The sequence below is a fragment of the Streptomyces sp. SID14478 genome (genome assembly GCF_010548525.1).
Taxonomy (GTDB): Bacteria; Actinomycetota; Actinomycetes; order Streptomycetales; family Streptomycetaceae; genus Streptomyces.
On the sequence record NZ_JAAGMG010000033.1, the window covers coordinates 1 to 26314 of the forward strand.

Below are 26314 nucleotides of genomic sequence, written 5' to 3' on the forward strand. Positions count from 1 at the left end.
GGCTCCGGCGTCGGCTCGACGGGGGCCGGGGCCACCACCCCGGCGCCACTGCCGATCGGCACCTCGAGCACGTACGCGCTGCCGCCCATCCCGGGCATCTCGTGCGTCTGCAGCACTCCGCCGTGCGCCCGCACGATGCCCCGCACGATCGGCTCGTGCACCGGGTCACCGCCCGCGTACGGGCCGCGTACCTCGATACGTACGCTCTCGCCGCGCTGCGCGGCCGCGACGACGACGGTCGAGTCGACGTACCCGGCGACGGCGGGGACCCGCGCGTTGCCCGTGGCGTCGATCCCGGCGACGTCGGCGATCAGGTGCGCCAACGCGGTGGCGAGCCGGCCCGCGTCGACCTCGGCCTCGATGGGCGGCGCGTGCACGGCGAACTGGACACGGCCCGGCCCGATCAGCTCCACGGCCCCGTCGACACCGGCCGCGACGACGGCGTCGAGGAGCACCGGCGTACGGGCCAACTGCTCGCCGCCCTCGTCGAGGAGCTGGTAGGCGAGCACGTTGTCGACGAGCGTCGTGATCCGCGAGTAGCCCGCGGACAGGTGGTGCAGGACCTGGTTCGCCTCGGGCCACAGCTGGCCGGCGTCGTCCGCGGCCAATTGCCCCAGTTCGCGGCGCAGCTCGTCGAGCGGCCCGCGCAGCGACTGGCCGAGGACGGCGAGCAGCTGCGAGTGGCGCGCGGCGAGTTCCTCGTAGCGGTCCTTCTCCCGCTCGGCGAAGGCGGCGCCCCGCTCCCGCTCGGCGGACAGCTCCTCGGCCTGCTGCTCGTGCACGGCGGCGAGCTCGGCGCTCAGCTCCTCGCGCACCCGCTCCAGCTCGGCGGCGCGCTCCTCGCGCTCCCGCTCGGCCGCCTCGTCGCGCCGGGCGATCTCCTCGGCGTGCTCGGTGACCAGCTTGTCGTAGGGGCGCCGGTCGGTGAACGTCAGAACGGCGCCGACCAGTTGTTCGCCGTCGCGCACCGGTGCCGTCGTCATGTCGACGGGCACCTTCTCGCCCTTGCGGTCCCACAGGACCTGGCCGCGCACCCGGTGCTTGCGCCCGGAGCGCAAGGTGTCGGCGAGCGGCGAGTCCTCGTAGGCGAAGGGTTCGCCGTCGGCCCGCGAGTGCAGGACGAGCGGGTGCAGTTCCTGTCCGCCGAGATCGCTGGCACGGAAGCCGAGGATCTGTGCGGCGGCGGGATTGACGAGGACGATCCGCCCATCGGTGTCGGTACCGACCACGCCTTCCGCGGCGGCCCGCAGGATCATCTCGGTCTGGCGCTGCGAACGGGCCAGCTCGGCCTCGGTGTCGACGGTCCCCGACAGATCGCGCACGACGAGCATGAGCAGCTCGGAACCGCTGTAGTTGCCGCCGCCCGTGCCGTACGGATCCACCGCGTCCCGCGCGCTGTCGGCGAGGTTGGCGCTGGTGACCTCGACCGGGAAGTCGCTGCCGTCGGTCCGCCGGGCGACCATGCGCGTCGGCTTCGTCCGCCCGCGCTCGTCGGTCACCGTGTCGGGGCTCCGCATCGATCCGGGAATCAGCCGGGAGTCGAACTCCGGCAGCAGATCGAGCAGTCCGCGCCCCACCAGAGCGGTGCCCGGCGCCTCGAAGGCCTCCAGGGCGATCGAATTGGCGTTGACGACCGTCCCGTTGGTGTTGACCAGCACCAATGCATCCGGGAGCGCATCGAGTATGGCTGCGAGGCGAGCAGCGCCTCGGGATGGCCTGCTGCTCACGACGACGCTTCCTCCCTGATGTACCGCTTTACCGCGACTCGCTGACCGTGCGGGCCATCTTGCCTCGCGTCGCGCAGCGTGTCACGGGAGGGAGTCTACGGGCAGAGGTTGCGCTCGCGACGCCGGATGAGAGGGAGCCCACGTAGAGGATGTGGGGATCCCGAAAGGGCGCGGTCACGAAGGCGTGACCGCGGGACCCACGGTCACGGAGCAGTCGCAGGCAGCACGGGGCGCAGCGCGTTCCACCGCGAGATCTCACAGCCGTTGGCCAAGGAGTACGAGGCGTCGACGGCCCGCGCGTGCCAGGTGCCGGTGATGTGCGCGGTGGCGTTGCCGCCGTACTGCATCGTGCAGAACGCCCCGTCGGGTACCGGTGCGAACGGGTCCTGGCCGTCGCCGGCCAGCTCGTCGAGGCGTGCGCAGGCCGCGGCGGGGTCGGCGTGGGTGCCTCCGTCGGGCCCGCACTCCAGCTCGGACGTGCCGTCGTTGCCGGTGCCCGAGTCGACGACGGTGACGGTCAGGTGGTCGCCGCCGGGCGCGACGGGCATGTCCGGCGAGCCGAACGGGGGCGGCGGCATCCGGATCGGCCCGGTGTCGGCGTGCGCGGCGACGGGCAGGGCCGCGAGGGCGGCGACGGAGGCGGCGGCGGTGACCAGCAGGCGGGACGCGAGGCGTGGCGAGAACATGCCGTGCCTAACGCGCGGGCCCGCCGTGACGTTGCGCCCGGCAATGGGCTTTGCCCTCTGGCCTGCCCTCCTAGTACCGTGGGGGGCGATTGGTGACACGGCGCTCAGCTGTGTCATCATCTGCACGCACCACATCGCGCTCGCGCGAACGGTTGTGCTGGAGGCGTCGCCTAGTCCGGTCTATGGCGCCGCACTGCTAATGCGGTTTGGGACTTACATCCCATCGAGGGTTCAAATCCCTCCGCCTCCGCTTGCTGACCAGGGCGTTCATCCTTAATGGGATGGGCGCCCTGAGTCATTCCTGGAGGCGTTTTTACGAGCCTGATGGCACGTTGATGGCACCAACCGCTGCGGGGCGGTTCTGACGCGGGATGAAGGCCGCGATCCGGCGTGTGGCGTCCGTCGCCATCTCCTCGGCGACGACCGCGTACACGTCCTTGGTGAAATTGACTGACGCGTGGCCGAGCACCTCGGACACGAACTTGTCGTCGACGCCGGCCGGGATCAGCATCGTGGCCGCGCCGTGTGCTCTTCGAGGCAATCCGCCGGGACGTCGAGGCTGTCCTCCGGCTACCCGGAGGCTGTCCGCCGCGCCCTCGGTTCCTCGTGTCCTCGGCTCAGTGGCCGCCCGCCGCTGCTGGACCACGTCCTTCCCATCTGATCTGGCCGATGGAACTTGCTTGGCCGTGGCCGGATGCGCTCTCCACCAACGAGGGGGTTGCACTGCCGTGGCCGGAATGCTGGCGCTAGGAGGCAGCCTGCGACAGGCAGCCCCGCAACGCAGATGTGTCACGACCCGCCGGCGGGGACCGGCTTGTCCAGCGACCAGAAGTCGGAGCGGACGTTGGGGGCCGGGATCTCCTGTCCGACATACGAGCCACTGGAGTAGTCCGGGCCGACAGTCTTGGACTTGGGTGGATCGACCTCGGAGTGCTTCACGCAGGGAGTAGCCACCTCGAAGAAGCCCTGCCCGTCGCTGCCGATCCTGAGTCGAACCTGGTAGCCCGAGGGCGTCTGGAAGTACGTCGCCGGATACTCAGGGTCGGAGTTGTGCGACGTCTGCTTGTAGCCCTGCGCCTTCCAGAAGCGCTCCACGACACCCAAGAAGCTTCCTCGGCGTTCCTTGGAAATGATGGTCATGACAGCCCGACGGCGGGAAACGTCGCACTCGCGGGCGGTCGTGTCGCTGTGCGTCCAATGAACTGGGGGCTTGACGGCCGCGAAGGTCTTGTCGAGGATGTCGTCCGCCTGTTCTGCGGCCTGTTGCATGTTCATCTTGGGCTTCTTCTCTGCAGACTTGTCCAGTGAGTTACAGGAGGCAATCGAGAAGAGGCACGAAGCTAGCAGGACGGCCGTGAGGGCCTTCTTCATCGAGGTTGCTCCAGGGTGAGTGCGCCGGGGTGCCCGACGACGACGTTGGCGATGTTGTCCGCCGACGTCAGATCCTTGGTTCGGTTGAAGTAGTTCGAGTGTGCGTCGAATCCCCCCTCTGTGAGGGGGAGCCCGTCAGCCACCTGGAATCGCGTCGCTCCGAACGAGTGGTTGGCGGGGTCGGTGCCGAACCAGTTCCTGTCCGGTGCATCTGCCGCTGCCTGGTGGTGCCCGCTGATTCCGCCCTCGATGGTTCCTGCGAACCCATTGATCAAGCCTCCCAGGCCCATCCCGCCACCGCGCACGAACCCGGAAGCGCCGTGCGCGGTAGCCCCTGCGGCGGTGCCGGCCGCAACGGAGCCCGGAGGGAGTTTTGTGACGGCGTCGTTCTCTGCCGCGCCGACGTAGACGTGTCCCTTGCCGACGTTGAGTTCAGACGCATCGTCTGCTCCGGTCCCCGGGCTTCCGACCAGGACAATGTCGTCAGCGCCGGGAATGCCGCCCTTGGCCTGGGCGGCTTCCCCCACCGTCAGGGAGCCGTACGAGTGCCCGATAGCGGTCACGTGCGCGTCGGAATGGTGCTCATTGGCCGCGGAGATACCGGCCATGAACTCGTTGTACTTCGGGGCGCCGGCCATCGCATCTTCCCGGAACAGCACGCTTCTGTGGGAGGTGAGGTCGTCGACGGACAGCTGAGGCGCGTCGTACCCGAGCCACACGATCGAGGACGTCGGAGTGTGTCGGTCCATCTCGGCCGCACCGATGGCAGTGTCCAGAGCGCGGGACATCGTGCCGTCGACGAACTTGGTGTCCAAGCGTGTTTCGAGCCCTGGGACGTATGCGGCGACGTTCTTGGCCGTGTCCGGATTGCCGTAGGCGACGATGGCACGGCCGTTGCCTTCGTCGCCGATGCCCAGCAGGTACATCTGGTGCTTTTGATGCGGAGCCTCCAGCTGCGACTGGATCTTCACCATCGCGTCCATTTTCTCCTTCGCGTCACCGGCATTGCTCTGACTCAACTGGCCGATGAGCATCTGGAGGTTCTCGCGGTTGGCCTCGTCTCGGACGGTGGCCGGGATCCCGTCCAGGTTCCCGATCACCTCGGGGAACGCGGACATGTACTCGTCGCGCTGAGACTGGCTGAGCTCGTCCCACCACTTCTTACGGTCAGTCGGCGACCCATCGAGCGGGATGTGCTTCTTGATGTAGTCGTCGGCGGTCACCGACAGGTTATCGGCGTCGGAGGCGACGTCCGCCCATGTCTTCCTGTCAACGGCGAGACCGGGCGCTGCCTTGAACTTGAGGATGGTCGGGCTGTATCGGTCGTCGATCTCGCGGGCTTCGCGTACCGCGTGAGCGATCCGGTCGGCAATGTCCTGAGCTTTTGCCCGGTTGGGGTTCGGGCTCGTCATCCCGGCGCCGGCGGGTCCATACACCGGGTCGTATCTGCCATTACCGTCCAGGCCGCTGTGGCCCGTGCCGGACTTGCTCGTACCGTCACCGCCCATCACTGCCCCGCCGGGCACTGGGCCCCCGCTGGCCCCGTTCGTGCCGCCCGCAGGGTAGGTGACACCGCCGAACTCGTTGACGGTGAAGCCGAGTGTGAATGCCTCATCAAGGGCGCCGATCAGACGATTCTGTGGCGCGCCGAGTTCGGTGGCAAATGCGTCGAGGGTGCCGCGGATGAGGCCCGCCTCGGTGTGGATGTAGTGGTAGTTCTCGCTGAGTCTCTTCAGTCGTTTGACTGCGGAGTCGTAGGACTCGGAATTCTGAGTCTTGGAGAGTTTGCCACTCATGTCACCGTCGACCCGCTCACGGGCGTGGTCGGCAAACTTGGAGGCAGCGCCCCAGCCATCGGCGGCATCGGTCAGTTCCGCCAGCTTGAGGTCCCGAAGCTGCTGCCAGGTCAGTGCGGAGTCCTTGGACACGGCTTACTCGCCCCTCCTCGTGCCCGGCACGGTCACAGCCTTGGCCTTGTTGCTCACTTCGGCGTCAGCTTCGCCCAGATCGATCGCGACCTGCCGCAGTTTGGGCTCCAAGCTGCGGCACTCATCGCGGACACGCCCGAGACGGTCCTGCCACGACTTGCTCACGGCCTTGACGGAGGTGATGCTGGCCAATCCCTCGAGCCCGCCGCCCATTCCGTCGTGGGCCTTCGCCAGATCACTGCGTGCGGCGGTGGTGCTGCCGTGCAGGTCGTCAGATGTCCGTGCCGCACTCGCCCACGGGCCTCGGCTGTGCTCGAGGATGTCGACGCCACCGCCCGCCGACTTGGCGAAACCGCCATCGCCCTGAGTGCTGTTGAGCTGCATCTGGGTGGTGTGCCGCTCGGCAGCGTCTGCTTTTAGCTGCTCCCACTCGTCCCACGCCATGCGCGGACTCCCTCCCCGTCTCCCCCGGAGTCCGACGACCGGGGTTCTCCCGCCCACCGTGCGGTGATGGGCGCGGTGACTGAACGTCACACTACGAAGAGTTGTAGTCGTGACGCGTCCGTGCGATCACTCAAATCCGGGCCTGAGTATCTCTACCTAGACCCGTACCAAGTGCCAGAAACATGCAGGCCGGATTGGAGTGTGACTCAATACCGTCGGTGCTCGTCCTGCGGGTTCGTGCTGGTCGGGCCATACGACGGCGGGAACCCGTACGGGGCCTGCGAGTGGGGCAACCTGTGCGGATTCCAACCCTCGCTTGCGTCTGCGCACGATCGCGAACGCAGCCACCACACCGACCACCACGACGACATTGGCCCCGGCGGCAACCCATGTTGCCGTGCTCGCCGACGAGCTGCGGTTTGCGGCCTGGCGCTCGCTGCCACCTGCGTACCCGGTGGACGGCGACGCCGACGGCTTCGCCAATGCCTTCACCGGGAGGTCCGGCAGCGGGTACATGTCAGCCGGGCCCGGATCGCCCGGGCTCGTGAGCGCGACTTACATCCCATCGAGGGTTCAAATCCCTCCGCCTCCGCAGCAAGATCCGAAGCCCCGGTCCCTGAGGACCGGGGCTTCGTCGTTCTCGCCGTCCAGGGGGTCGTTTTCGCAGCTCACAACGGGTGCGGCTAACGGATTTCACATGGCGGCGGCAGTCATGTAATGTTCTTCCTGTCGCCGCGAACGGGCCGAAAGGCCGGGGAGCGAAGGCAAAAACCAAAGACAAGCACTCGTAGCTTAACGGATAGAGCATCTGACTACGGATCAGAAGGTTGCAGGTTCGAATCCTGCCGAGTGCACATAGAGAAGAAGCCCCCGGAGATCCTCCGGGGGCTTCTTCGTGTTGTCAGTGGGCTGCGTCATGCTGGCCGTATGACGTGGTGGTGCACCGGGATGCGGTGGGGCGCGGGTGGGCCGGGGTTCGGGTGGACAGGGGGCGACGGGGGCGAGCGGGAGAGCGGGGTGGGGTTCGGGGAAGCCGTCGCCTTTCGGGTCGGGGGGCCGCGGAGGTGTCTCGGGGTGTGGCGCGCGGGGCGGCGGACGCCGTGTCCGGGGCGGGAGGCCGTTCCGGTGCGCGGGACGCGGGCGCAGTGCGCGGAGTGTGCGGGGATCGACCGGGCGCGGTCCGTCGCCGCGGACACCATGGCCGATGATCCGCGGCCGTACCACGTGTATCTGGCGTGGTTCGGGGACGGACTCGTGAAGGTGGGGATCACGGGGGTGGGGAGGGGGAACGCCAGGCTGCTGGAGCAAGGGGCCGTCTGTTTCACGTGGCTGGGGCGCGGGCCCCTGATGGCGGCTCGGCGGGCCGAGGAGCTGTTGCGGGTGGCGCTCGGGGTGCCCGACCGGATTCCGTACGAGAAGAAGCGCGGGGTCAGGGCGGTGCTTCCCGGGGCGGACGCGCGGCGCGCCGAGGTGGAGCGGGCGCATGCCGTCGCCAGCGGGCTCGGGGGCGGGTGGCCCGAGTCGCTGGAGCCGCTGCCGTGCCGGGTCGTGGATCACGGGGAGGTGTTCGGGCTCCGCGCGATCGACCGGGTGGACGCGGTGGTGAGCGGGCTCGCCGAAGGGGCCCTGGTGGCGGGGACGGTCACCGCGGCGGCCGGGCCCGATCTGCATCTCGTCGAGCCGGGTGGGCGGCGGCTCGTGGTGGACACGCGAGTGATGGCCGGCTGGCCGCTGGAGCGGGCGGCCGGGGACGCGAGTGGGGAGGGGGTCGTGGTGCGGGAGGTGCCCGCGGTGCAGGGCGGGCTGTTCTAGCGGCTGTGGCCTTGCCGCCGGTGGCCCCTTGCCGCCGGTGACCTATTGCCGGTGACCTGATGCCGGTGACCTGTTGCCCGTTGCCCGTCGCCCGTCGCCCGTTGCCCGTCGCCCGTCGCCCGTCGTCCGTCGTCCGTCACCCGGCACTTGTGGTCTGCCGTCTGCCGTCTGCCGCCTGGATCGGGCCGGCCGGGCGGGTCGGGCCGATCCAGCCCGGCCGGGCGGGCGGGTCGGGCCGATCCAGGCTTGCTGGGGTCCTGGTCAGGAGACCCCGGCGCCGGGATGTCGGAAAGGGTGGACAGGGCGGAAGGGGGCGGGTGACCGTGGGGGCATGAGTGATCACGTCGGGGCGCCTGTCGCCGCGCGGCCGTTGCCGGCCTTCGAACTGCCTTATTACGTCGTGGTGTTCAGCTCCGTCCGCACGCCGGGGGACCGCGGGTACGGGGAGACCGCCGACCGGATGGATGAGCTGGTGGCGCAGATGCCGGGGTATCTCGGGCACGAGTCCGCGCGGACGCCCGGGGGGCTCGGGATCACCGTCTCGTACTTCCGGGACGTCGCGGCCATCGAGCGGTGGCGGTCCGTCGGCGAGCACCGGGCGGCGCAGCAGCAGGGGCGGGCCGAGTGGTACGAGCAGTACACCGTGCACATCGCCGAGGTGGAGCGCAGCCACGGGTTCGCGCGTGACTAGGCCGGGCGCGGGCCCGCGGGAGGCGGAGCTCGTCGCGGGCTTCCGCGCGCGGCACGGGCTGCCCGGGCTCGTCGACGTGCACACGCACTTCATGCCGGACCGGGTGCTGCGCAAGGTGTGGGCGTACTTCGACGCGGCCGGGCCGCTCGTCGGGAGCGAGTGGCCGATCACGTACCGGGAGGAAGAGGAGCAACGGCTGGCGCGGCTGCGGGAGTTCGGGGTCGTCGCCTTCACGTCCATGCTGTATCCGCACAAGGCCGGGATGGCCGAGTGGCTCAACGGGTGGGCCGCCGACTTCGCCGCCCGCACCCCGGACTGTCTGCACACCGCCACCTTCTTTCCCGAGCCGGGCGCGGAGGCGTACGTGCGGCGGGCGATCGAGGCCGGGGCCCGGGTGTTCAAGGCGCATGTGCAGGTGGGCGCGTACGACCCGAACGATCCGCTGCTCGATCCCGTCTGGGGGCTGCTCGCCGAGGCCGGGGTGCCCGTCGTGACGCACTGCGGTTCGGGGCCCGCGCCCGGCAAGCACACCGGGCCCGAGCCGATGGCGCGGGTCCTGGAGCGGCATCCGCGGCTGCCGCTCGTCGTGGCGCATCTGGGGATGCCGGAGTACGCGCAGTTCCTGGACCTGGCCGAGCGTCACCAGGAGGTCCGGCTCGACACGACGATGGCCTTCACCGATTTCTGCGAGCGCAAAATGCCCTTTCCCCGCGCGGAGTTGGGGCGCCTGCGGGACCTCGGGGACCGCGTGCTGCTCGGCAGCGACTTTCCCAACATCCCCTATCCGTACGTGCATCAGCTGGAGGCGATCGAGCGGCTGGGCTTCGGGAGCGAGTGGGTGCGGGCCGTGTGCTACCGGAACGGCGCGGAGCTGTTCCTCGAGTGAGGACCGCGAAGGACGGGCGAGGCGAGCGGCAAGTGGGCTTCGGCGGTGGCGAGTGGGCTCCGTGGGAGATGGGTAAGTAGGGCGCGAACCTATTGGTCCAGACCAAGTGGCCGGGCCAGGCCGACTACCCGGAGGAGCAGGTGTGTTGAGACGGTGTGTGCTGTGGGTGATGGCCGCCGCGGTCGGACTGCTCGGCGCGGTCGTCGTGCCGGGCCCGGCGTCCGCCGCCGCCCCGCACGGCAAGGGGCGGTTCGTCGTCAGCGAGGCGCAGTTCGAGCGGATGTTCCCCGAGCGGAACTCCTTCTTCACGTACGAGGGCCTGGTCGAGGCCACCGAGGCGTACCCGCGCTTCGCGCACACCGGCGGCAGCGCGCTGCGCAAGCGGGAGGCCGCCGCCTTCCTCGCCAACGTCAGCCATGAGACGGGCGGGCTGTACTACGTCGTCGCGCAGAACACGTCGACGTACCCGATCTTCTGCGACGAGACCCAGAGCTACGGGTGTCCCGCCGGGCACGACGCCTACTACGGGCGCGGCGCGATCATGCTCAGCTGGAACTTCAACTACAAGGCCGCGGGCGACGCCCTGGGCATCGATCTGCTGCACAACCCCTGGCTCGTCGAACAGGATCCGGCCGTGGCCTGGATGACCGCCCTTTGGTACTGGAACACGCAGACCGGGCCGGGGACCATGACCGGGCACGACGCGATGGTGTCGCGGGCCGGGTTCGGCGAGACGATCCGCAGTCTGAACGGGACCGCGGAGTGCGACGGCGGGAACGCCGCGCAGATGCGGCACCGGGTCGACCTGTACGTCTCCTTCACCCGGGTCCTGCACGTCGCGCCCGGTCGCGGACTGACCTGCTGAGCGGCGCCTGAGAGGCGCCTGTGCGTTTCTCAGGCTATTCACAGGTTCGGGAAAGGATGTTCTCAGAGGCCGCCCGCAGGGTTGCACCATGACCACGACCTCGCCCCAGGGGCGTACCGAACTGCTGAGGCCGGACGGGAGCCCCGTCCGGGTGCTTGTCGTGGACGACGAGCAGTCCATCACCGAGCTGCTGTCCATGGCCCTGCGCTACGAGGGCTGGCAGATCCGGACCGCCGGTGACGGGGCCGGAGCCGTGCAGACCGCGCGCGAGTTCCGCCCCGACGCCGTCGTCCTCGACATGATGCTGCCGGACATGGACGGGCTGAGCGTGCTCGGGCGGATGCGCCGCGAGCTGCCCGACGTCCCCGTGCTGTTCCTGACCGCCAAGGACGCCGTCGAGGACCGGATCGCCGGGCTGACCGCGGGCGGCGACGACTACGTCACCAAGCCGTTCAGCCTGGAGGAGGTCGTCGCACGGCTGCGCGGACTGATCCGCAGGACCGGCGCGGCCGACCGCCGCAGCGACTCCGTGCTCGTCGTGGGCGATCTCCTGCTCGACGAGGACAGCCACGAGGTGTCGCGCGGCGGTGCCCACATCCACCTCACCGCCACCGAGTTCGAGCTGCTGCGCTTCCTCATGCGCAATCCGCGGCGCGTGCTCAGCAAGGCGCAGATCCTGGACCGCGTGTGGAGCTACGACTTCGGCGGGCAGGCCAACGTCGTCGAGCTGTACATCTCCTACCTGCGGCGCAAGATCGACGCCGGGCGTGAGCCGATGATCCACACGCGCCGCGGGGCCGGCTACCTGATCAAGCCGGCTGCGACGACGGTGTCGTGAGCCGCGGGGGCGGGGGGCGCCCCAGGACGCTGCGCACCCGGCTCGTCGTCTCCACGGTGGCCCTGATGGCCGTCGTGGCGTCCGTGATCGGCGTCGTGTCGACGGTCTCGCTGCACTCGTACCTGTACCACCAGCTGGACGAGCAGGTGTCGAACATAGCGATGCGGGCGGCGGGGCCGAAGCACCTGCCCGGCGGGCTCTCCGGCAAGGGGCCACTGGACCCGCAGGTGCCGGGCGGTGCACAGGGCCATGGCGACGAGCTGGCGTTCGTCACCATGGGCTCACCGGTGGGCACCATCGGCGCCGAGGTCAGCGACGGCCAGGCCACCGAGGGGAAGATCAGCGTCGACCGGACGAACGCGTCGGGCGGCAAGGAGACCGGCACCGAGGACCTCTCGGCCGGCGGGCTGCGGGCGCTGGCCGCCGTGCCCAGGACCGACAAGGGCAAGGCCACCGTCGACCTGCCCGGTCTCGGTTCCTATCGCGTCGAGTACGTCTCCGGCACCAACGGGGACTACTACGTGGGCCGCCCCACCTCCGAGGTCGACAGCACCGTCGACGCGCTCGTCGTCACCGAGCTGTGCGTCGCCGCGGCCGCGCTGGTCGCGGCGGGCGTGGCCGGCGCGATCATCGTCGGCGTCAACCTCCGCCCCCTGCGCCGCGTCGCCGCCACGGCGACCCGCGTCTCCGAACTCCCCCTGCACAGCGGCGAAGTCACCCTCTACGAACGCGTCCCCGACGCAGAGGCCGATCCCGGGACCGAGGTCGGGCAGGTCGGCGCCGCGCTCAACCGCATGCTCGACCACGTGCACGGGGCCCTCCAGTCGCGCCAGCAGAGCGAGACGCGGGTGCGGCAGTTCGTCGCGGACGCCAGCCACGAGCTGCGCACGCCGCTCGCCTCCATCCGGGGCTACGCCGAGCTGACCCGCCGCGGACGCGAGGAGCAGGGGCCCGACACCCGGCACGCGCTGGGCCGCATCGAGTCCGAGGCACACCGGATGACCGGGCTGGTCGAGGACCTGCTGCTGCTCGCCCGGCTCGACGCCGGCCGGCCGCTCTCGTACGCGCCGACCGACGTGTCGCCCCTCGTCGTCGACGCGCTGAGCGACGCCCGCGCCGCAGGGCAGGACCACAAGTGGCGCCTGGAGCTGCCCGACGAGCCGGCCACCGTCCATGCCGATTCCGCGCGCCTGCACCAGGTCCTCGTGAACCTGTTCGCGAACGCCCGGACGCACACCCCGCCCGGCACCGCCGTCACCGCCCGCGTCCACCGGCACGGCCCGTGGGTCTGCCTCGACGTGCGCGACGACGGGCCCGGCATCCCCGCCGAGCTGCTGCCGCACGTCTTCGAGCGGTTCGCGCGCGGCGACTCCTCGCGCTCCCGCAAGGCCGGATCCACCGGGCTCGGGCTCGCCATCGTGCAGGCCGTCGCGGCCGCCCACGGTGGGGCTGTCACCGTCGACAGCGTGCCCGGCAGGACCGTGTTCACGGTGCATCTGCCGCTGCACGACGAGCCGGCCGGGTACTCACAGGCAGAGCAAAGCCTCACCACACAGCGTTAACAGGGCAGTTGGCGAATGTCGCCGGTATGCGAACCGACTCTTCCGAGGGCCCCGGCCCCACCGCCGCGAGGTTCGGGGCGCTGCCCGCGCGCGAGCACCTTCCCGTGGGCAGCGGCGACGTTCCGGTCCTGGACGTCGTCATCCCCGTCTACAACGAGGAGAAGGACCTCGGCGCGTGTGTGCGCCGGCTCCACCACCACCTGGTCGGCACCTTCCCCTACCGCTTCCGCATCACCGTCGCGGACAACGCCTCCACGGACACCACGCCCCAGGTGGCGCACGGGCTGACGGGGGAACTGCCCGAGGTCCGCTACCGACGGCTGGAACAGAAGGGGCGCGGGCGCGCCCTGCGGACCGTGTGGTCGGCGTCCGACGCCCCGGTCCTCGCCTACATGGACGTCGACCTGTCCACCGACCTGAACGCGCTGCTCCCGCTGGTGGCGCCGCTGATCTCGGGCCACTCGGACCTCGCCATCGGATCGCGGCTCGCCCGTTCCTCCCGGGTGGTGCGCGGCACGAAGCGGGAGTTCATCTCGCGCGCCTACAACCTCATCCTGCGCGGTTCGCTCCAGGCCCGCTTCTCCGACGCCCAGTGCGGCTTCAAGGCGATCCGGCGCGAGGTCGCGCAGGTGCTGCTGCCCCTGGTGGAGGACACCGGCTGGTTCTTCGACACGGAGATGCTGGTGCTCGCCGAACGCGCGGGCCTGCGCATCCACGAAGTGCCCGTCGACTGGGTCGACGACCCGGACTCGACCGTCCACATCGTGCGGACGGCCACCGACGATCTCAAGGGCGTGTGGCGCGTCGGCAAGGCCCTCGCGACCGGCTCGCTCCCGCTGGACCGGCTCGCACGCCCCTTCGGCGACGATCCCCGCGACCGCCAACTGCCGGGCGTGCCAGGAGGGTTGGCCCGCCAGCTCGTCGGGTTCTGTGTCGTCGGCGCCCTGTCGACACTGCTGTACCTCCTGCTCTACTCCGGCTTCCGTACGTTCTGCGGGGCGCAGGCCGCCAACGCGCTCGCCCTGTTCGTCTCGGCGCTCGCCAACACCGCCGTCAACCGGCGTCTCACCTTCGGGGTGCGCGGCAGCGCCGGAGCCGTGCGCCACCAGGCCCAGGGCATCGTCGTCTTCGGCATCGGATGGGCGCTGACCAGCGGTTCGCTGGCCGCCCTGCACGCCGCCTCCGGCGACCCCTCGCACGCCACCGAGCTGGCCGTGCTCATCGCGGCCAACCTCGCGGGCACCGTCCTGCGCTTCCTGCTCTTCCGCGCCTGGGTCTTCCCCGAGCGCACCTCCTCGGCCCCCGCCGCCCCCGTACCGGATCCGCCGGCTCCGCAGGCCCGGGACGACGCGGGCGCGCGGTTCCACCCGGTACGCGCCCACGCCCTTGACCAGGCTCACGCCCTTGACCAGGCCCAAGACCGCGCCCAGGCCCACGGCCACGGCCACGGCCATGACCTCGATCTCGACCTCGATCCCAGGACTCCGCGATGACCACAGACCTCCCGCCCGCTCCCGGCGGCGCGCCCGCTCCCGGTGCCGTTCCCGTGGTGCCCGCCGGGTCGCCTCCCGCGGTCGGCGGCCACGGCCGCCCCCGGGACCGGTTCGTGCGGCGCGTGTGGCGCGGCCGGCCCGAGGACGCGCGCTGGGTGCGCCCGGCCTTCCTCGGTCTGCTCGCCGCCCTCGCCCTCGCCTACCTCTGGAACCTGTCGGCGTCCGGCTACGCCAACTCCTTCTACTCGGCGGCCGCCCAGGCGGGCAGCGAGAGCTGGAAGGCGTTCTTCTTCGGCTCGTCCGACGCGGCGAACGCCATCACCGTCGACAAGCCCCCGGCCGCGCTGTGGCCGATGGGCCTGTCGGTGCGGATCCTCGGCCTGAACTCGTGGGCGATCCTCCTGCCCGAGGTGCTGATGGGCGTGGCCACGGCAGGCGTCCTGTACGGGGCCGTACGCCGCCGGTTCAGCGCCGCCGCGGGCCTGATCACCGTGCTCGTGCTCGCGACGGTCCCGGTCGCCGCGCTGATGTTCCGCTTCAACAACCCGGACGCCCTGCTCGCCCTGCTGATGACCGTCACGGTCGCCTGCGTACTGCGCGCCATGGAGCACGGCCGCACGAAGTGGCTGCTCTGGGCGGGTGCGGCCGTCGGCCTCGCCTTCCTGACGAAGACCCTGCAGGCCTTCTTGGTCCTGCCGCCGCTCACCGTGCTCTACGCGGTCCTCGCGCCGGGCCGGTTCCGCAGGCGGCTGGGCCAACTCGCCCTGTCCGGGCTCGTGATGACCGTCGCGGGCGGCTGGTGGGTGGCGATCGTCACGCTGTGGCCCGCGTCCTCGCGCCCGTACATCGGCGGCTCCCAGCACAACTCGTTCCTTGAACTGACCTTCGGCTACAACGGCCTCGGCCGCATCAACGGCGAGGAGACCGGCTCCGTCGGCGGCGGGGGCGGCGGCATGGGCGGCAGTACCGGTCAGTGGGGCGAGACCGGTCTCGGCCGGATGTTCGACTCGGAGACCGGCGGCCAGATCTCCTGGCTGATCCCGGCCGCGCTGATCCTCTTCGTCGCGGGCGTCGTCCTGACGTGGACGGCCCGGCGGACGGACACCGCGCGCGCCGCGTTCCTCGCGTGGGGCGGTTCGCTGGTCACCACCGGCCTGGTCTTCAGCTTCATGGCCGGCATCTTCCACCAGTACTACACGGTGGCCCTGGCCCCGTACATCGCGGCGCTGATCGGCATGGGCGTCACGGTCCTGTGGGAGGAGCGGGCCCGGATCGCGGCCTCCGCGACGCTAGGAGTGGCCGTCGGCGTCACGGGGGTGTGGGGGTACGTGCTGCTCGGCCGGACGCCGGACCACCTGCCGTGGCTGCGCTGGTTCGTGCTGGTCGGCGGGCTCGTGGCGGGCCTCGGCCTCGCCTTCGTCGGCCGGCTCGACCGCCGACTGGCGATCGGCGCGGTCGGGCTGGGCGTGGTCGCCTCCCTCGCGGGCCCGACCGCGTACACCGTCAGCACGCTGAACACCGGGCACACCGGCTCGATCGTGACGGCCGGCCCGTCCGGCGCGAGCATGAGGGGCGGCATGGGCGGAGGCCCCGGCGGCCCCGGGGGCGGAGGCGGGGGAGGCAAGGGCGGCTTCCCCGGCGGAGGCATGCCCGGCCGGCAGCAGAACCAGAACCAGAACCAGCCGAACCAACCGAACCAGAATCAGCCGAACCAGAACCAACCGAACCAGAACCAGAGCCCGAATCAGCAGCCGAACCAGAAGCAGGGAGCCATGCCCGGCCGTATGGGCGCAGGCGAAGGCGGTGGCGGAGCCGGCCGCGGCGGCATGGGCGGCATGGGTGGCCTGCTCAACGGCGCCACCGTCTCCGGCAAGGCCAAGAAGCTCCTGCAGGAGAACGCCGAGGACTACACCTGGGCGGCGGCCGCGGTCGGCTCCCAGAACCAGGCCAGCTACCAACTGGCCACCGGCGCCCCGGTGATGGCGATCAGCGGCTTCAACGGCACGGACCCGTCCCCGACGCCGGCCCAGTTCAAGCGGTATGTGGCGGACGGCAAGATCCACTACTTCATCGGCGGCGGGTCCGGCGGCGGCACGGGCGGTTCGGGCTCCGGGTCGGCGTCCAAGATCACGTCATGGGTGGAGGACAACTTCAAGAAGGTGACGGTCGGGGACGCCACGTTCTACGACCTGACCCGGCCGAAGAGCTGACGACGCCACCGTAGGCCCGCCCCTCCCGAGGGAGGGGCGGGCCCTCCGCGTCCATCGGCGCAGCTCTGTCGGCCGCTCCATCTACGCAGCTCTATTCCATCTACGCAGCCTTCGCGGTGCAGCTGCACCGGCACAGCTCTGTCGCGGCACCGGCCCTACCGGCGCAGTGCGACCTCCGCGACCACCGGCCGGTGGTCCGACGCCGCCGCCTCGTCCGGCACCACCGCGGACCGCACCCGTACGCCCTCCCCCACCGCCACGTAGTCGATCCGCTGCACCGGCGCGTCGGCCGGGTACGAGCCCCCGCTCGCGGGGCCCGCGTCCGTCAACTCCTTCCACAACGGCGCCAGTTCCGGCGCGGAGGGAGCCGCGTTGAAGTCGCCGAGCAGCACCTGGCGCGCGCCCGGTACGGCACGCCGCTCTGCGGCCATGATCCGCCGGGTGTCCGCGACCTGTGCGACCCGTACCGACGGGTCCGCCCGGTAGTCGAGGTGGGTCACGAACACCTGCAGGGGCACTCCGCGCACCTTCAGCGTGACCTCGCCGAACCCGGGCGCGGGCGCCGGCACCGGGTTCGGGTCCTGCGTGGACAGCCGGGTGATCTCGTGGTTGGCGGCGGCCCGGACCGGATAGCGGGACAGCACGGCCACCCCGTACTCGCGTCGCGGTCCGCCCGCGGCCTGCGGGTCGAGGCTGTAGATCGGGGCGAACGACACCCGCATCCCGAGCCGCTTCGCCAGCTCGCGCGCCACGTCGAGGTTCTGGCTGCGCGGGTCCCAGTGCACGTCGACCTCCTGGAGGCCGATGACGTCCGCGTGGAGCGCCCGCAGCGCCGCGGCCTGCCGGTCGAGGTCGAAGACGTTGTCCATGCCGGACCCGGCGTGGATGTTGTACGTGGCGATCCGCAGCGCCGCCGCGCCGTGTCCGCCGCTCGCGGCCGAGGCGGGCGGCGACCCCACCGCCAGGGTCAACAGCGCTGCGGACAAGGTCAGTTGGGTCAGTGCGCGGCTGCGTATCGGCATGCCGGAACCGTATCCGGAACGGCCCGCGGAAAACCTTCTTGTACGCCGTACGTCTTATCCCTTACGGTGCATGTCGACACGCAGTGCCATACACCGTAGAAGAACAGGGGGACGCATGACGGCCACGACCGCCGAGAATGCGGATCACGCCATGCAGTCCGGCCCGACCGGAGGCCATCCCCAGCGGTGGCTGATCCTGGGCGTCATCTGCCTCGCGCAGCTCACCGTGCTGCTCGACAACACCGTCCTGAACGTCGCGATCCCCTCCCTGACCAGGGAGCTGCACGCGTCGACGTCCGACATCCAGTGGGTGATCAGCGCCTACTCGCTCGTGCAGTCCGGGCTGCTGCTCACCGCCGGTTCCACCGCCGACCGCTACGGCCGCAAGAAGATGCTCGCGGCGGGCCTCGTGCTGTTCGGCGTCGGCTCGCTGGTGGCCGGACTCGCCGGGTCCACCGGGCAGTTGATCGCCGCCCGCGCGGGCATGGGCGTCGGCGGTGCGCTGCTGATGACGACCACCCTCGCCGTCGTCGTGCAGATCTTCGACGACAGCGAGCGGGTCAAGGCGATCGGCCTGTGGGCGACCGTGAACTCGCTCGGGTTCGCCGTCGGCCCGCTGCTCGGCGGCCTGATGCTGGACCACTTCTGGTGGGGCGCGATCTTCCTCATCAACATCCCGGTCGCGGTCATCGGCCTCGTCGCCGTCGTGGCGCTCGTGCCGGAGTCGAAGAACCCCCGCGGCGACCGGCCCGACCTGCTCGGCGCGGTACTCTCCACCATCGGCATGACCGGTGTCGTCTACGCGATCATCAACGGCCCCGACAAGGGCTGGACCTCGGCCACCACGCTCACCTCGGCGGCCGTCGGACTCGTCTTCATGGCGGCGTTCGTGGTGTGGGAGCTGCGCATCCCGTACCCGATGCTGGACATGCACTTCTTCCGCAACCAGAAGTTCACGGGTGCGGTGGCCGGGGCGATCCTGGTCGCCTTCGGGATGGGCGGCTCGCTGTTCCTGCTCACTCAGCACCTCCAATTCGTGCTCGGGTACGAGCCGTTGGAGGCGGGGCTGCGCACGGCGCCGCTGGCGCTGACCATCGTCGCCCTGAACCTCACCGGCGTCGGCGCCAAGCTGCTCGCCCGGATCGGCACGCCGATCACCATCGCGGCCGGCATGAGCTGCCTTGCGGCGGGGCTCGTGGCGATCGCCGTGCTCGGCGGGGACAGCTACGGCGGGATGCTGTTCGGCCTGGTCGTCATGGGCGTGGGCATCGCCTTCGCGATGCCCGCCATGGCCAACGCCATCATGAGCGCGATCCCGCCGGAGAAGGCGGGCGTCGGCGCGGGCGTCAACGGCACGCTCGCGGAGTTCGGCAACGGCCTCGGCGTCGCCGTGCTCGGCGCGGTGCTCAACGCCCGGTTCGCCGCGCTCGTCTCGGTCTCGGCGGCCTCGCTGCCCGCGGCGCTCGCCGCGGCGGACTCCGCCGGGCAGAAGGCCCGTATCGCGGACGCGTTCTCCTCCGGCCTGGAGACCAGTCAGTTGGTCGGTGCCGCTGCCGTGTTCGTCGGGGGACTGCTGGCCGCGGCGTTGCTGCGGCGGGCGGAGAGGGCAGACTCAGCGGTGGTGGCTTCCGCATAGCATCAAGAGCGGGCGGACGGGCGGGTTCCGAATGGGGCCGCCCCCGCCCGCGGACGAGGAACTCCTGGGAAGGTACGCCATGGCCAAGCCAGCCGACCGCGCGAAGCAGGCGCGGATGAGCGTCTGGCTCGACGAGTCGCCGAACTCCGGAACCAGGGCTTCGCGCAGCCGGCGCAGCGAGCAGCCCAGTGGCCTGGACCGGGAGCGGATCACCGAGGCCACGGTCAGGCTGCTCGACGCCGAGGGGCTGGCCAAGTTCTCCATGCGGCGCCTCGCGGGCGAGCTCGGGGTCACCGCGATGTCCGTGTACTGGTACGTCGACACCAAGGACGACCTGCTGGAACTCGCCCTCGACCGGATCTTCGGCGAGATGGTGGTGCCGGGCCCGCAGGCCGTCGACGCCGGGGACTGGCGGGACCACGTGCGCGAACTGGCCGCCACCTACCGGGCGTTGATCGTGCGCCACCCCTGGTGCTCGGCGCAGCTGGGCAACTACCTCAACATCGGGCCGAATTCGCTGGAGTTCTCCCGCGCGGTCCAGCGGGTCATCGCCGCCACCGGCCTCTCGCTGACGCGACAGCGCGGTGCCATCGCGTCCGTCTTCCAGTTCGTGTACGGCTACGGCACCATCGAGGGCCACTTCCGGCAGCGGTGCGCCGACGCGGGGATGTCGCAGGACGAGTACTTCCACGAGGCGATGTCGGCGTTCCGGGTGCCGGCCGAGATGGCCGAGGACTTCCGGCACGCCGAGGACATGCGGGCGGCCGCGGAGGACGGGCAGTCGGTCGAGGAGATGCGCGACGCCGACTTCCAGGTGGCGCTCGACCTGCTCGTCGCGGGCATCGAGGCCCTGGTCGCCCAGGAGACCCGCACCTCCTGACCGCCTGCAGGCGCCGCCTTCCCTCCCGTGCCGCCCGGACCCCGCCCGTCCTGCGGGCGAGGTCCGGGATGGTGGCGGGTGGGGGTGGCGCCTCAGCCCTCCTCGGCCAGTCGCGCCGGGAAGCCGCCGGTGGCGAGGGGGCCCCACTTCTCGGGGGTGATGCGGATGAGGGACTTGCCCTGCTTGAGCATCGCCGCGCGGTACTCGTCCCAGTCCGGGTGCTCGCCCGAGATGTTGCGGAAGTACTCCACCAGCGGCTCGACCGAGTCGGGGGAGTCGAGGACCTCGGCGGTGCCGTCGACCTGGACCCAGGGGCCGTTCCACTCGTCGCTGAGGACGAGGACGCTCACGCGCGGGTTCCGCTTGGCGTTACGGGTCTTGGCACGCTCGGGGTAGGTGGACACGACGATCCGCCCGGAGTCGTCGACCCCGCAGGTCAGCGGCGAGGCCTGCGGGGTGCCGTCGGCGCGGGCGGTGATCAGCAGGGCGCGGTGGCGGGGGCGTACGAAGTCGAGCAACTCGGCGAGGGACACACGGGTGTTGGTCGCGATGTTCGGAGCCATGCCCCCACCCTAATTACCCGCGGTCCCCGCGCCCGCCCCCGCCACGGTCACACGGTGGGCAGCGCGTCGCCCTGGACCGCCTGGATGTCGAGCTCCACCTTCAGCGTCGCGCCGATCGCCGCGATGCCGGCCTGGACGACCTGGTTGTAGTTCATGGCGAAGTCCTCGCGCTTCAGCTCGGCGACCGCCTTGAACGCGGCGCGCGTGCCGCCCCACGGGTCGGCGCCGGTGCCGAGGTAGCTCAGGTCGAGGTCCACCTGGCGGACCACGCCGCGCATGGTCAGCTCGCCGTGCACCGTCCAGCGGTCCGGGCCCGCCGGGCTCAGGCCGGTCGAGCGGTAGGTCAGCTCGGGGTACGTCTCGACGTCCAGGAAGTCCGGGGACTTCAGGTGACCGTCGCGCATGCCGTTGCCCGTGTCGATGGACGCCGACCTGATGACGGCCTCGACCCGGGACTTCTCCACGTCCTGCGCGATGTCGACGCGCGCCGTGAAGTCGGTGAACCGCCCGTGCACGGACGTGATCCCCAGGTGCTGCGCGGTGGCGGCGACCGTGGAGTGCGCCGGGTCGACCGTCCAGGGCCCGGGCGGCGGCAGCTCCGCGCCGCCCTGCCGGGCCAGCACCACGGTGCCGACCTCGGCGCGGCCGGTCGCCGTCACCATGGCGGTGGACGCCGCGGGCGCGTACCCGACGGCGGTCACGATCACGGTGTACGGACCCGGGGTGAGGGCGGACGCGTCGTGCACGGCGCCCTCGTCGTCGGCCTCGGCCCGCAGCACCTGCGCGCCCGTCATGTCGGTCACCGTGACGACGGCGTGCGGCAGAGCCCACCCGTCCCGCGTCCGGATCCGCGCGCTCAGTCCCATGCGTCCACATCTCCTAGCTCAAGTACTCATATACGTAAGGGAATTGAGGACATCCCCCACGTGAAAGGGCCCCGGCCCGTGACGTCTTCGGCCGTCCCCTGCCGTTGACGACGCCACCGGGTCCGGGGCCCATTCTCACCACCGGGCCGGGGGCGGTCCGCGTCTCCGCTCGAAACGCGGACCGCCCGGCCCGGCGCTCGCTACTCGCCCGGGTGGGAGAGCTCGATGTCGTGGCTGTCGACGCCACTGCCCTGCACGGTCAGGTGCGAGGCCACCGGCGGGTAGCCGGTCGCGATGACCGTGTACTCGCCGCCGTCCAGGTCGGTGAAGGCGTACGCGCCGTCGTCACCGGTGGTCGAGGTCGCGACCACGTTGCCGGCGGCGTCGATCAGCGTGACCCGCGCGTCGTTGAGGCCGTGGCCCGCGGCCCGCACGGTGCCCTGCACCTGGGAGCCGGAGTTCAGCTCGACGTCGATGCGGGTGACACCCGTGCCGGCGACCTCGACGGGCAGCGCCTGCGGACGGTGTCCGGCCGCGTTCACCGCGACGGTCACCGGGCCGGGCACCAGCTCGGCGAAGGTGAACTCGCCGTCCTGGCCGGAGAGTCCGGTGGCGAGCACGTCGCCGCGCACATCGGTCACGATCACCATGGCGCCGATGACGGGCGCCTTGGTCTCGGCGGCCTTGACCACACCGCTGAGTCCGCTCGTGCCGCTCAGCAGGATGTCGTACGTGACCGGCTCCTCGCCGACGACGACGGTGGAGGCCTGCGGCTGGTAGCCGTCGGCCGAGGCGATCAGCACGTACGAGCCGGCCCCGGGGGCGTCGACCGTGTACGAGCCGTCGCCCTGGGCCACCGCGCGGCCCAGCTGCCGTCCGCCGAGCGAGATCAGCGTGATCGCCGCGCGGGAGACCGGTGCGGACTCGTTGCCGCGGACGTAGCCGCGGACCGCGGTGCCGTTGCCCGTGGTCTGCGCCGGCACGTCACCGGCGACGGACGCGACGGCGGCGAGCCGCTGGGTCTGCGTGTCGGCGGCGGGTGCTCCCGCGCCGACCAGGCTCGGCATCCGCTCCTCGACGGGAGCAGGGGTGGCGGCCGGGGCCTCGGCGGGGGTGGTGGCGGGGGCGCCGGAAGCCGGCGTCTCGGTCTGCTTGGCCTGGTCCAGGCCGCCCGTCGTACGCAGCGGAACCTCCTTGATGAACAGTGTGGCGAGAAGAGCGAGCAGGGCGATCGGCGCGGCGATCAGGAAGACGTCGGCGATGCCGTGCCCGTAGGAGCTCTCCATGATGGTGCGCAGCGGCGCGGGCAGCCTGTCCAGGTCCGGGATGGCGCCGCCGCCGGTGCCGGCGTGGCCGAGGGCCGCGCCCTTGGGGCCGAGGTCGGCGAGGCCGTCCGTGACGTAGTGCGAGATCCGCGTCGACATGATCGAACCGAGCGCCGAGACACCCATCGCACCACCGAGGGAGCGGAAGAAGGTGACCGTGGAGCTGGCCGAGCCGATGTCCTGCGGGGCGACCTGGTTCTGGGTGCAGAGCACGAGGTTCTGCATCATCATGCCGATGCCGAGACCCATGAGGGCCATGTAGATCGCGACGTGCCAGTAGGCGGTGTCGTAGCGGATCGTGCCGAGCAGGCCGAGGCCCGCCGTGATGAGCACGCCGCCGGAGACCAGCCACGCCTTCCACTTGCCGGTCTTGGTGATGACCTGGCCCGCGACGGTCGACGCGATGAACAGGCCGCCGATCATCGGGATCGTCATGACACCGGACATCGTCGGCGACTTGCCGCGCGCCAGCTGGAAGTACTGCGAGAAGAACACGGTGCCCGTGAACATCGCGACGCCCACGAAGAGCGAGGCGATCGAGGCGAGCGTGATGGTGCGGTTGCGGAAGAGCCGCAGCGGGATGATCGGCTCGGCGGCCTTGCTCTCCACGAGGATGAAGATCAGGGCGAGCACGACCGCGCCGCCCACCATCGCGCCGGTCTGCCACGACATCCAGTCGTACTTGTCGTCGGCGAAGGTCACCCACAGGAGCAGGGTGCAGACCGCGGCGGTGATGAAGAAGGCACCGGCCCAGTCGACCTTGACGTTGTCACGCCTGACCGTGGGGAGCTTCAGCGTCTTCTGCAGGACGATGAGCGCGATGATCGCGAAGGGCACGCCGACGTAGAAGCACCAGCGCCAGCCGAGCCACGAGGTGTCGGTGATGACACCGCCGAGCAGCGGGCCGCCGACGGTGGCGACGGCGAAGGTCGCACCGAGGTAGCCGGAGTAGCGGCCCCGCTCGCGCGGGGAGATCATCGCGGCCATCACGATCTGCGCGAGGGCGGACAGACCGCCCACGCCGATGCCCTGGACCACGCGGCAGGCGATCAGCATGCTGGGGTTCTGCGAGAGCCCCGCCACGACCGAGCCGCCGACGTAGACGATCAGGGCTATCTGGACGAGCGCCTTCTTGCTGAAGATGTCGGCGAGCTTGCCCCACAGGGGCGTGGTCGCCGTCATCGCGAGCAGCGAGGCGGTGACGACCCAGGTGTAGGCGGACTGGCCGCCGCCGAGGTCGCCGACGATCTCGGGGAGAGCGTTGGTGACGATCGTCGACGACAGGATCGCGACGAACATGCCGAGCAGCAGCCCGGACAGCGCCTCCATGATCTGACGGTGCGTCATCGGAGCGCCGGCGTCGGGGGCATGGCCTCCGTGCTTGGCGGCATGGCTGCCCCGCACACCGGACGGTGTGGATGTTGCCATGGGAGTCCTTTTCTTACGTTACGCGGGTGTACGGGTGGTCTGAACTGCAGCGGAAGCCTCCGCGGCGACGGGGACATGGCCGCGGGACGTCGTCGTCCGGCAGTCCCCGAAGCTGTCGCGCAGTCGCGACATGAGGGCGATCAACTGGCCGACCTCGTCGTCGGACCAGTCGCTCAGCCGCACGGCGAGCAACTGTGTCGTCCGCACGGCGAGGTCCTCCATCCGCTCGTGCCCCTCGGCAGTGAGCGTGAGGATGCGCGAGCGCTTGTCGGCGGGGTCGGGGAGGCGCTCGATCCAGCCGCGGTCGGCGGCGTGGGCCACGTGCCGGCTGGCCACGGACATGTCCACGGCCAGCAGCTCGGCGAGCTTGCTCATCCGCATGTCGCCGTACCGCTCGAGGAGCGTGAGGACGGCGGCCGAGCCGGCCGGGCAGTCGTGGGGCAGGATGCGCGCCATATCCCTTTTGACGGCGCCGAAGGCACTGAGCTGTCGGGCGAGTTCGTCGTAATGACGCTGCGCTGCCACAGCACCTCCTGACCAAAACCTTATTTGTTGCTTGCGGCAACCATAGAAGCAGTTGGTTGCCGCAGGCAAACTAAAAGGGGCGTTCGACCCTAAAATAACGGCAAAGGCAAGGTGTGGAAGAGTAAAACTGCAGCTCAAGTGACCTATGAGCGGACTGTGGCGCCCGTCGCGCCGATTCGCTAGGGTCCTGCCCCATGGCACACAACCCCCAGGGCCCGGGCCCCGAAGGCAACTACGACCCCGCGGGCAGCACCCAGATGTTCCGCGCCTTCGTCGACGAGGGCGGCACCCCTACTACGCGCGCGCAGGCGGCTCCGGTGAAGTCCGGCCCGAGCGCGGGTCTGATCGTCGGCATCGTGGTCGCCGTCATCGTGATCGCGGCGGTGGCGTGGCTCGCGCTCAAGTAGCGCGTACGCACCCGTAGTTCAGGCCCGCGAGGTCGATTCGGCTACTTCCAGTCGACGGAGACGTCGCGGGTCTCCAGGTGCATCCCCAGCGGTACGCGCCAGGAGTCGACGCACACCGTCCAGGTCTTCTTGGTCTCGGCCCCGGCCGCGATGGGCACGGGGAGCTTCTCGGTGGACTCGATGGTCGCCCAGTCGATCCCGAGCCCGCCGATGATGTGCGTCCCGAACGTCACCGTGCCCGAACGCACGGCGCTGCCACCGGAGTTGCGCAGCGCCAGCGTCACGTCCTGGCACCACCGCTTGTCGGTGCCCTTCAGCTCGGGCGTGCCCACCTTGAGGGCAGCGGGCCCGGCCGGAGCCGTCGCCCCGCCCCCACCGGCCGGACTCCCGGGCGCCGAACTCCCGGGCGCACCCCCCGGGTTCCCCGCACCTAGACCGCCCCGCGTTCCCTCCACGGCAGCGCCCCCACCCTTACGGGACGAGGCCGACGCCGACGCCCCGGGGGCCCGCCCCGGCGACTCCGAGTCCTTCGACGCACCATGCGACTTCGGCGCCTTCGGCGACTTGGCCGACCCGGGCGATTTCGATGACTCCGATGACTTGGGCGGGGCGGAGTCCAACGGCACGAGCCGCACCTTGCCGGTGGGCGCGACGCCGGCCCCCGACTCACCGGGCGACCCTCCGGCAGCCCCCACGGCGACGTACGGGTCCCGCCCGTCGCCCCCGCCGAAACCGACGGCGGCCCCCGCGCCCAGACACACCACGGCCACCGAGGCGGCACCCACGGCGGCCCCACGACGCCCTCGCACCCAAGTCCGCAACATCGCGCCAGTGTGTCTGACGCCCCGTCAATTAGGAACCCCACAACAAAAGGAACCCCTCACCGGTAGGGGTAACAGCCCCCTGACGGTCGCCCGGCGCTGGCCGCCACCGACCTCCGCGCTGATGCGCGCCCGGATGCTGACGGTTGCCCGGCGCTGGCCGCCACCGACCTCCGCGCTGATGCGCGCCCGGATGCTGACGGTTGCCCGGCGCTGGCCGCCACCATCCCCGCGCTGATGTCCGCCCCGATGCTGACGGTGACCCGGCGCTGGGGTGCCGCCTTGCCCACCCTGCCGCCCCAGGCGGCAGACTGCCCAAGGCGGGGGC

The 26314-nt window shown here is 70.9% G+C and carries 23 protein-coding genes and 2 tRNA genes; 13 read left to right on the forward strand and 12 right to left on the reverse strand.

The window, feature by feature from the left end; all coding sequences use genetic code 11:
- A partial coding sequence (locus G3I40_RS00945) for a PAS domain-containing protein (protein ID WP_164300218.1) occupies positions 1-1727 on the reverse strand: 1727 nt, incomplete at its 3' end.
- Positions 1728-1930: 203 nt separating this feature from the next.
- Positions 1931-2413, reverse strand: coding sequence for an SSI family serine proteinase inhibitor (locus tag G3I40_RS00950; RefSeq protein WP_164300219.1), 483 nt, complete (start codon positions 2411-2413; stop codon positions 1931-1933).
- Positions 2414-2572: 159 nt separating this feature from the next.
- Between G3I40_RS00950 and G3I40_RS00955 the strand changes: the two genes are divergently transcribed.
- Positions 2573-2663: transfer RNA gene (locus tag G3I40_RS00955), tRNA-Ser, on the forward strand.
- A gap of 63 nt (positions 2664-2726) precedes the next feature.
- Here the strand turns inward: G3I40_RS00955 and G3I40_RS46800 are convergent.
- From G3I40_RS46800 to G3I40_RS00975, 4 genes are all read right to left on the reverse strand, one after another.
- A complete protein-coding gene (locus G3I40_RS46800; RefSeq protein WP_239091442.1) occupies positions 2727-2924 on the reverse strand; it encodes a hypothetical protein in 198 nt (65 codons plus the stop codon).
- 278 nt (positions 2925-3202) lie between these two features.
- A complete protein-coding gene (locus G3I40_RS00965) occupies positions 3203-3784 on the reverse strand; it encodes a hypothetical protein (RefSeq protein ID WP_239091443.1) in 582 nt (193 codons plus the stop codon).
- The gene (locus G3I40_RS00970) at positions 3781-5712 is read right to left on the reverse strand and encodes an alpha/beta hydrolase (protein WP_164300220.1); all 1932 of its coding nucleotides are present in this window, start codon (positions 5710-5712) and stop codon (positions 3781-3783) included. Before G3I40_RS00970 ends, G3I40_RS00965 begins: the two co-directional genes overlap by 4 nt.
- A 3-nt stretch (positions 5713-5715) precedes the next feature.
- Complete coding sequence (locus G3I40_RS00975) at positions 5716-6156, reverse strand: amino acid ABC transporter permease (protein ID WP_164300217.1); 441 nt, start codon at positions 6154-6156, stop codon at positions 5716-5718.
- 781 nt (positions 6157-6937) lie between these two features.
- Here G3I40_RS00975 and G3I40_RS00980 point away from each other — a divergent pair.
- From G3I40_RS00980 to G3I40_RS01020, 9 genes are all read left to right on the forward strand, one after another.
- A tRNA-Arg gene (locus tag G3I40_RS00980) sits at positions 6938-7010 on the forward strand.
- A 94-nt stretch (positions 7011-7104) separates the two neighbouring features.
- Positions 7105-7968, forward strand: coding sequence for a DUF2797 domain-containing protein (locus G3I40_RS00985; RefSeq protein ID WP_239091444.1), 864 nt, complete (start codon positions 7105-7107; stop codon positions 7966-7968).
- A 331-nt stretch (positions 7969-8299) separates the two neighbouring features.
- Entirely contained in the window at positions 8300-8659 is a 360-nt protein-coding gene (locus tag G3I40_RS00990) for an antibiotic biosynthesis monooxygenase (protein ID WP_164300222.1), read from the forward strand.
- Positions 8652-9545 carry an amidohydrolase family protein gene (locus G3I40_RS00995; RefSeq protein ID WP_164300223.1) on the forward strand — a complete coding sequence of 298 codons (894 nt, stop codon included), beginning with the start codon at positions 8652-8654 and terminating at the stop codon, positions 9543-9545. The genes G3I40_RS00990 and G3I40_RS00995 overlap by 8 nt, the downstream gene beginning before the upstream one ends.
- A 169-nt stretch (positions 9546-9714) precedes the next feature.
- Positions 9715-10410, forward strand: a complete 696-nt coding sequence (locus G3I40_RS01000; RefSeq protein ID WP_164300237.1) for a chitinase — start codon at positions 9715-9717, stop codon at positions 10408-10410.
- 88 nt (positions 10411-10498) lie between these two features.
- The gene (locus G3I40_RS01005; protein ID WP_164300224.1) at positions 10499-11248 is read left to right on the forward strand and encodes a response regulator transcription factor; all 750 of its coding nucleotides are present in this window, start codon (positions 10499-10501) and stop codon (positions 11246-11248) included.
- A 65-nt stretch (positions 11249-11313) separates the two neighbouring features.
- Positions 11314-12810, forward strand: coding sequence for a HAMP domain-containing sensor histidine kinase (locus tag G3I40_RS01010; protein WP_164300238.1), 1497 nt, complete (start codon positions 11314-11316; stop codon positions 12808-12810).
- Positions 12811-12836: 26 nt separating this feature from the next.
- Positions 12837-14303 carry a bifunctional glycosyltransferase family 2/GtrA family protein gene (locus G3I40_RS01015; RefSeq protein ID WP_164300225.1) on the forward strand — a complete coding sequence of 489 codons (1467 nt, stop codon included), beginning with the start codon at positions 12837-12839 and terminating at the stop codon, positions 14301-14303.
- The gene (locus G3I40_RS01020; protein WP_164300226.1) at positions 14300-16513 is read left to right on the forward strand and encodes a glycosyltransferase family 39 protein; all 2214 of its coding nucleotides are present in this window, start codon (positions 14300-14302) and stop codon (positions 16511-16513) included. Before G3I40_RS01015 ends, G3I40_RS01020 begins: the two co-directional genes overlap by 4 nt.
- 155 nt (positions 16514-16668) lie before the next feature.
- On the opposite strand, the gene G3I40_RS01025 is transcribed toward G3I40_RS01020, so the two are convergent.
- A complete protein-coding gene (locus G3I40_RS01025) occupies positions 16669-17535 on the reverse strand; it encodes an endonuclease/exonuclease/phosphatase family protein (RefSeq protein WP_164300227.1) in 867 nt (288 codons plus the stop codon).
- Between the two features lie 115 nt (positions 17536-17650).
- Here G3I40_RS01025 and G3I40_RS01030 point away from each other — a divergent pair, with 115 nt between their 5' ends.
- Entirely contained in the window at positions 17651-19171 is a 1521-nt protein-coding gene (locus tag G3I40_RS01030; protein ID WP_164300228.1) for a DHA2 family efflux MFS transporter permease subunit, read from the forward strand.
- Positions 19172-19250: 79 nt separating this feature from the next.
- Positions 19251-20051, forward strand: coding sequence for a TetR/AcrR family transcriptional regulator C-terminal domain-containing protein (locus tag G3I40_RS01035; RefSeq protein ID WP_164300229.1), 801 nt, complete (start codon positions 19251-19253; stop codon positions 20049-20051).
- 92 nt (positions 20052-20143) lie between these two features.
- Here the strand turns inward: G3I40_RS01035 and G3I40_RS01040 are convergent, their stop codons facing one another.
- The 4 genes from G3I40_RS01040 to G3I40_RS01055 form a co-directional block, all read right to left on the reverse strand.
- Entirely contained in the window at positions 20144-20614 is a 471-nt protein-coding gene (locus G3I40_RS01040; RefSeq protein ID WP_164300230.1) for a PPOX class F420-dependent oxidoreductase, read from the reverse strand.
- Positions 20615-20661: 47 nt separating this feature from the next.
- The gene (locus tag G3I40_RS01045; protein WP_164300231.1) at positions 20662-21480 is read right to left on the reverse strand and encodes a YceI family protein; all 819 of its coding nucleotides are present in this window, start codon (positions 21478-21480) and stop codon (positions 20662-20664) included.
- Positions 21481-21680: 200 nt separating this feature from the next.
- Positions 21681-24233 carry an MFS transporter gene (locus G3I40_RS01050; protein ID WP_164300232.1) on the reverse strand — a complete coding sequence of 851 codons (2553 nt, stop codon included), beginning with the start codon at positions 24231-24233 and terminating at the stop codon, positions 21681-21683.
- 18 nt (positions 24234-24251) lie between these two features.
- Positions 24252-24758: a MarR family transcriptional regulator gene (locus G3I40_RS01055; RefSeq protein ID WP_164300233.1), complete on the reverse strand. Its 507-nt coding sequence runs from the start codon at positions 24756-24758 to the stop codon at positions 24252-24254.
- 194 nt (positions 24759-24952) lie between these two features.
- On the opposite strand from G3I40_RS01055, the gene G3I40_RS01060 reads away from it, so the two are divergent.
- The gene (locus tag G3I40_RS01060) at positions 24953-25165 is read left to right on the forward strand and encodes a hypothetical protein (RefSeq protein ID WP_164300234.1); all 213 of its coding nucleotides are present in this window, start codon (positions 24953-24955) and stop codon (positions 25163-25165) included.
- Positions 25166-25206: 41 nt separating this feature from the next.
- On the opposite strand, the gene G3I40_RS48060 is transcribed toward G3I40_RS01060, so the two are convergent.
- Complete coding sequence (locus tag G3I40_RS48060) at positions 25207-25497, reverse strand: hypothetical protein (RefSeq protein WP_343244786.1); 291 nt, start codon at positions 25495-25497, stop codon at positions 25207-25209.
- Between the last annotated feature and the right edge of the window lie 817 nt (positions 25498-26314).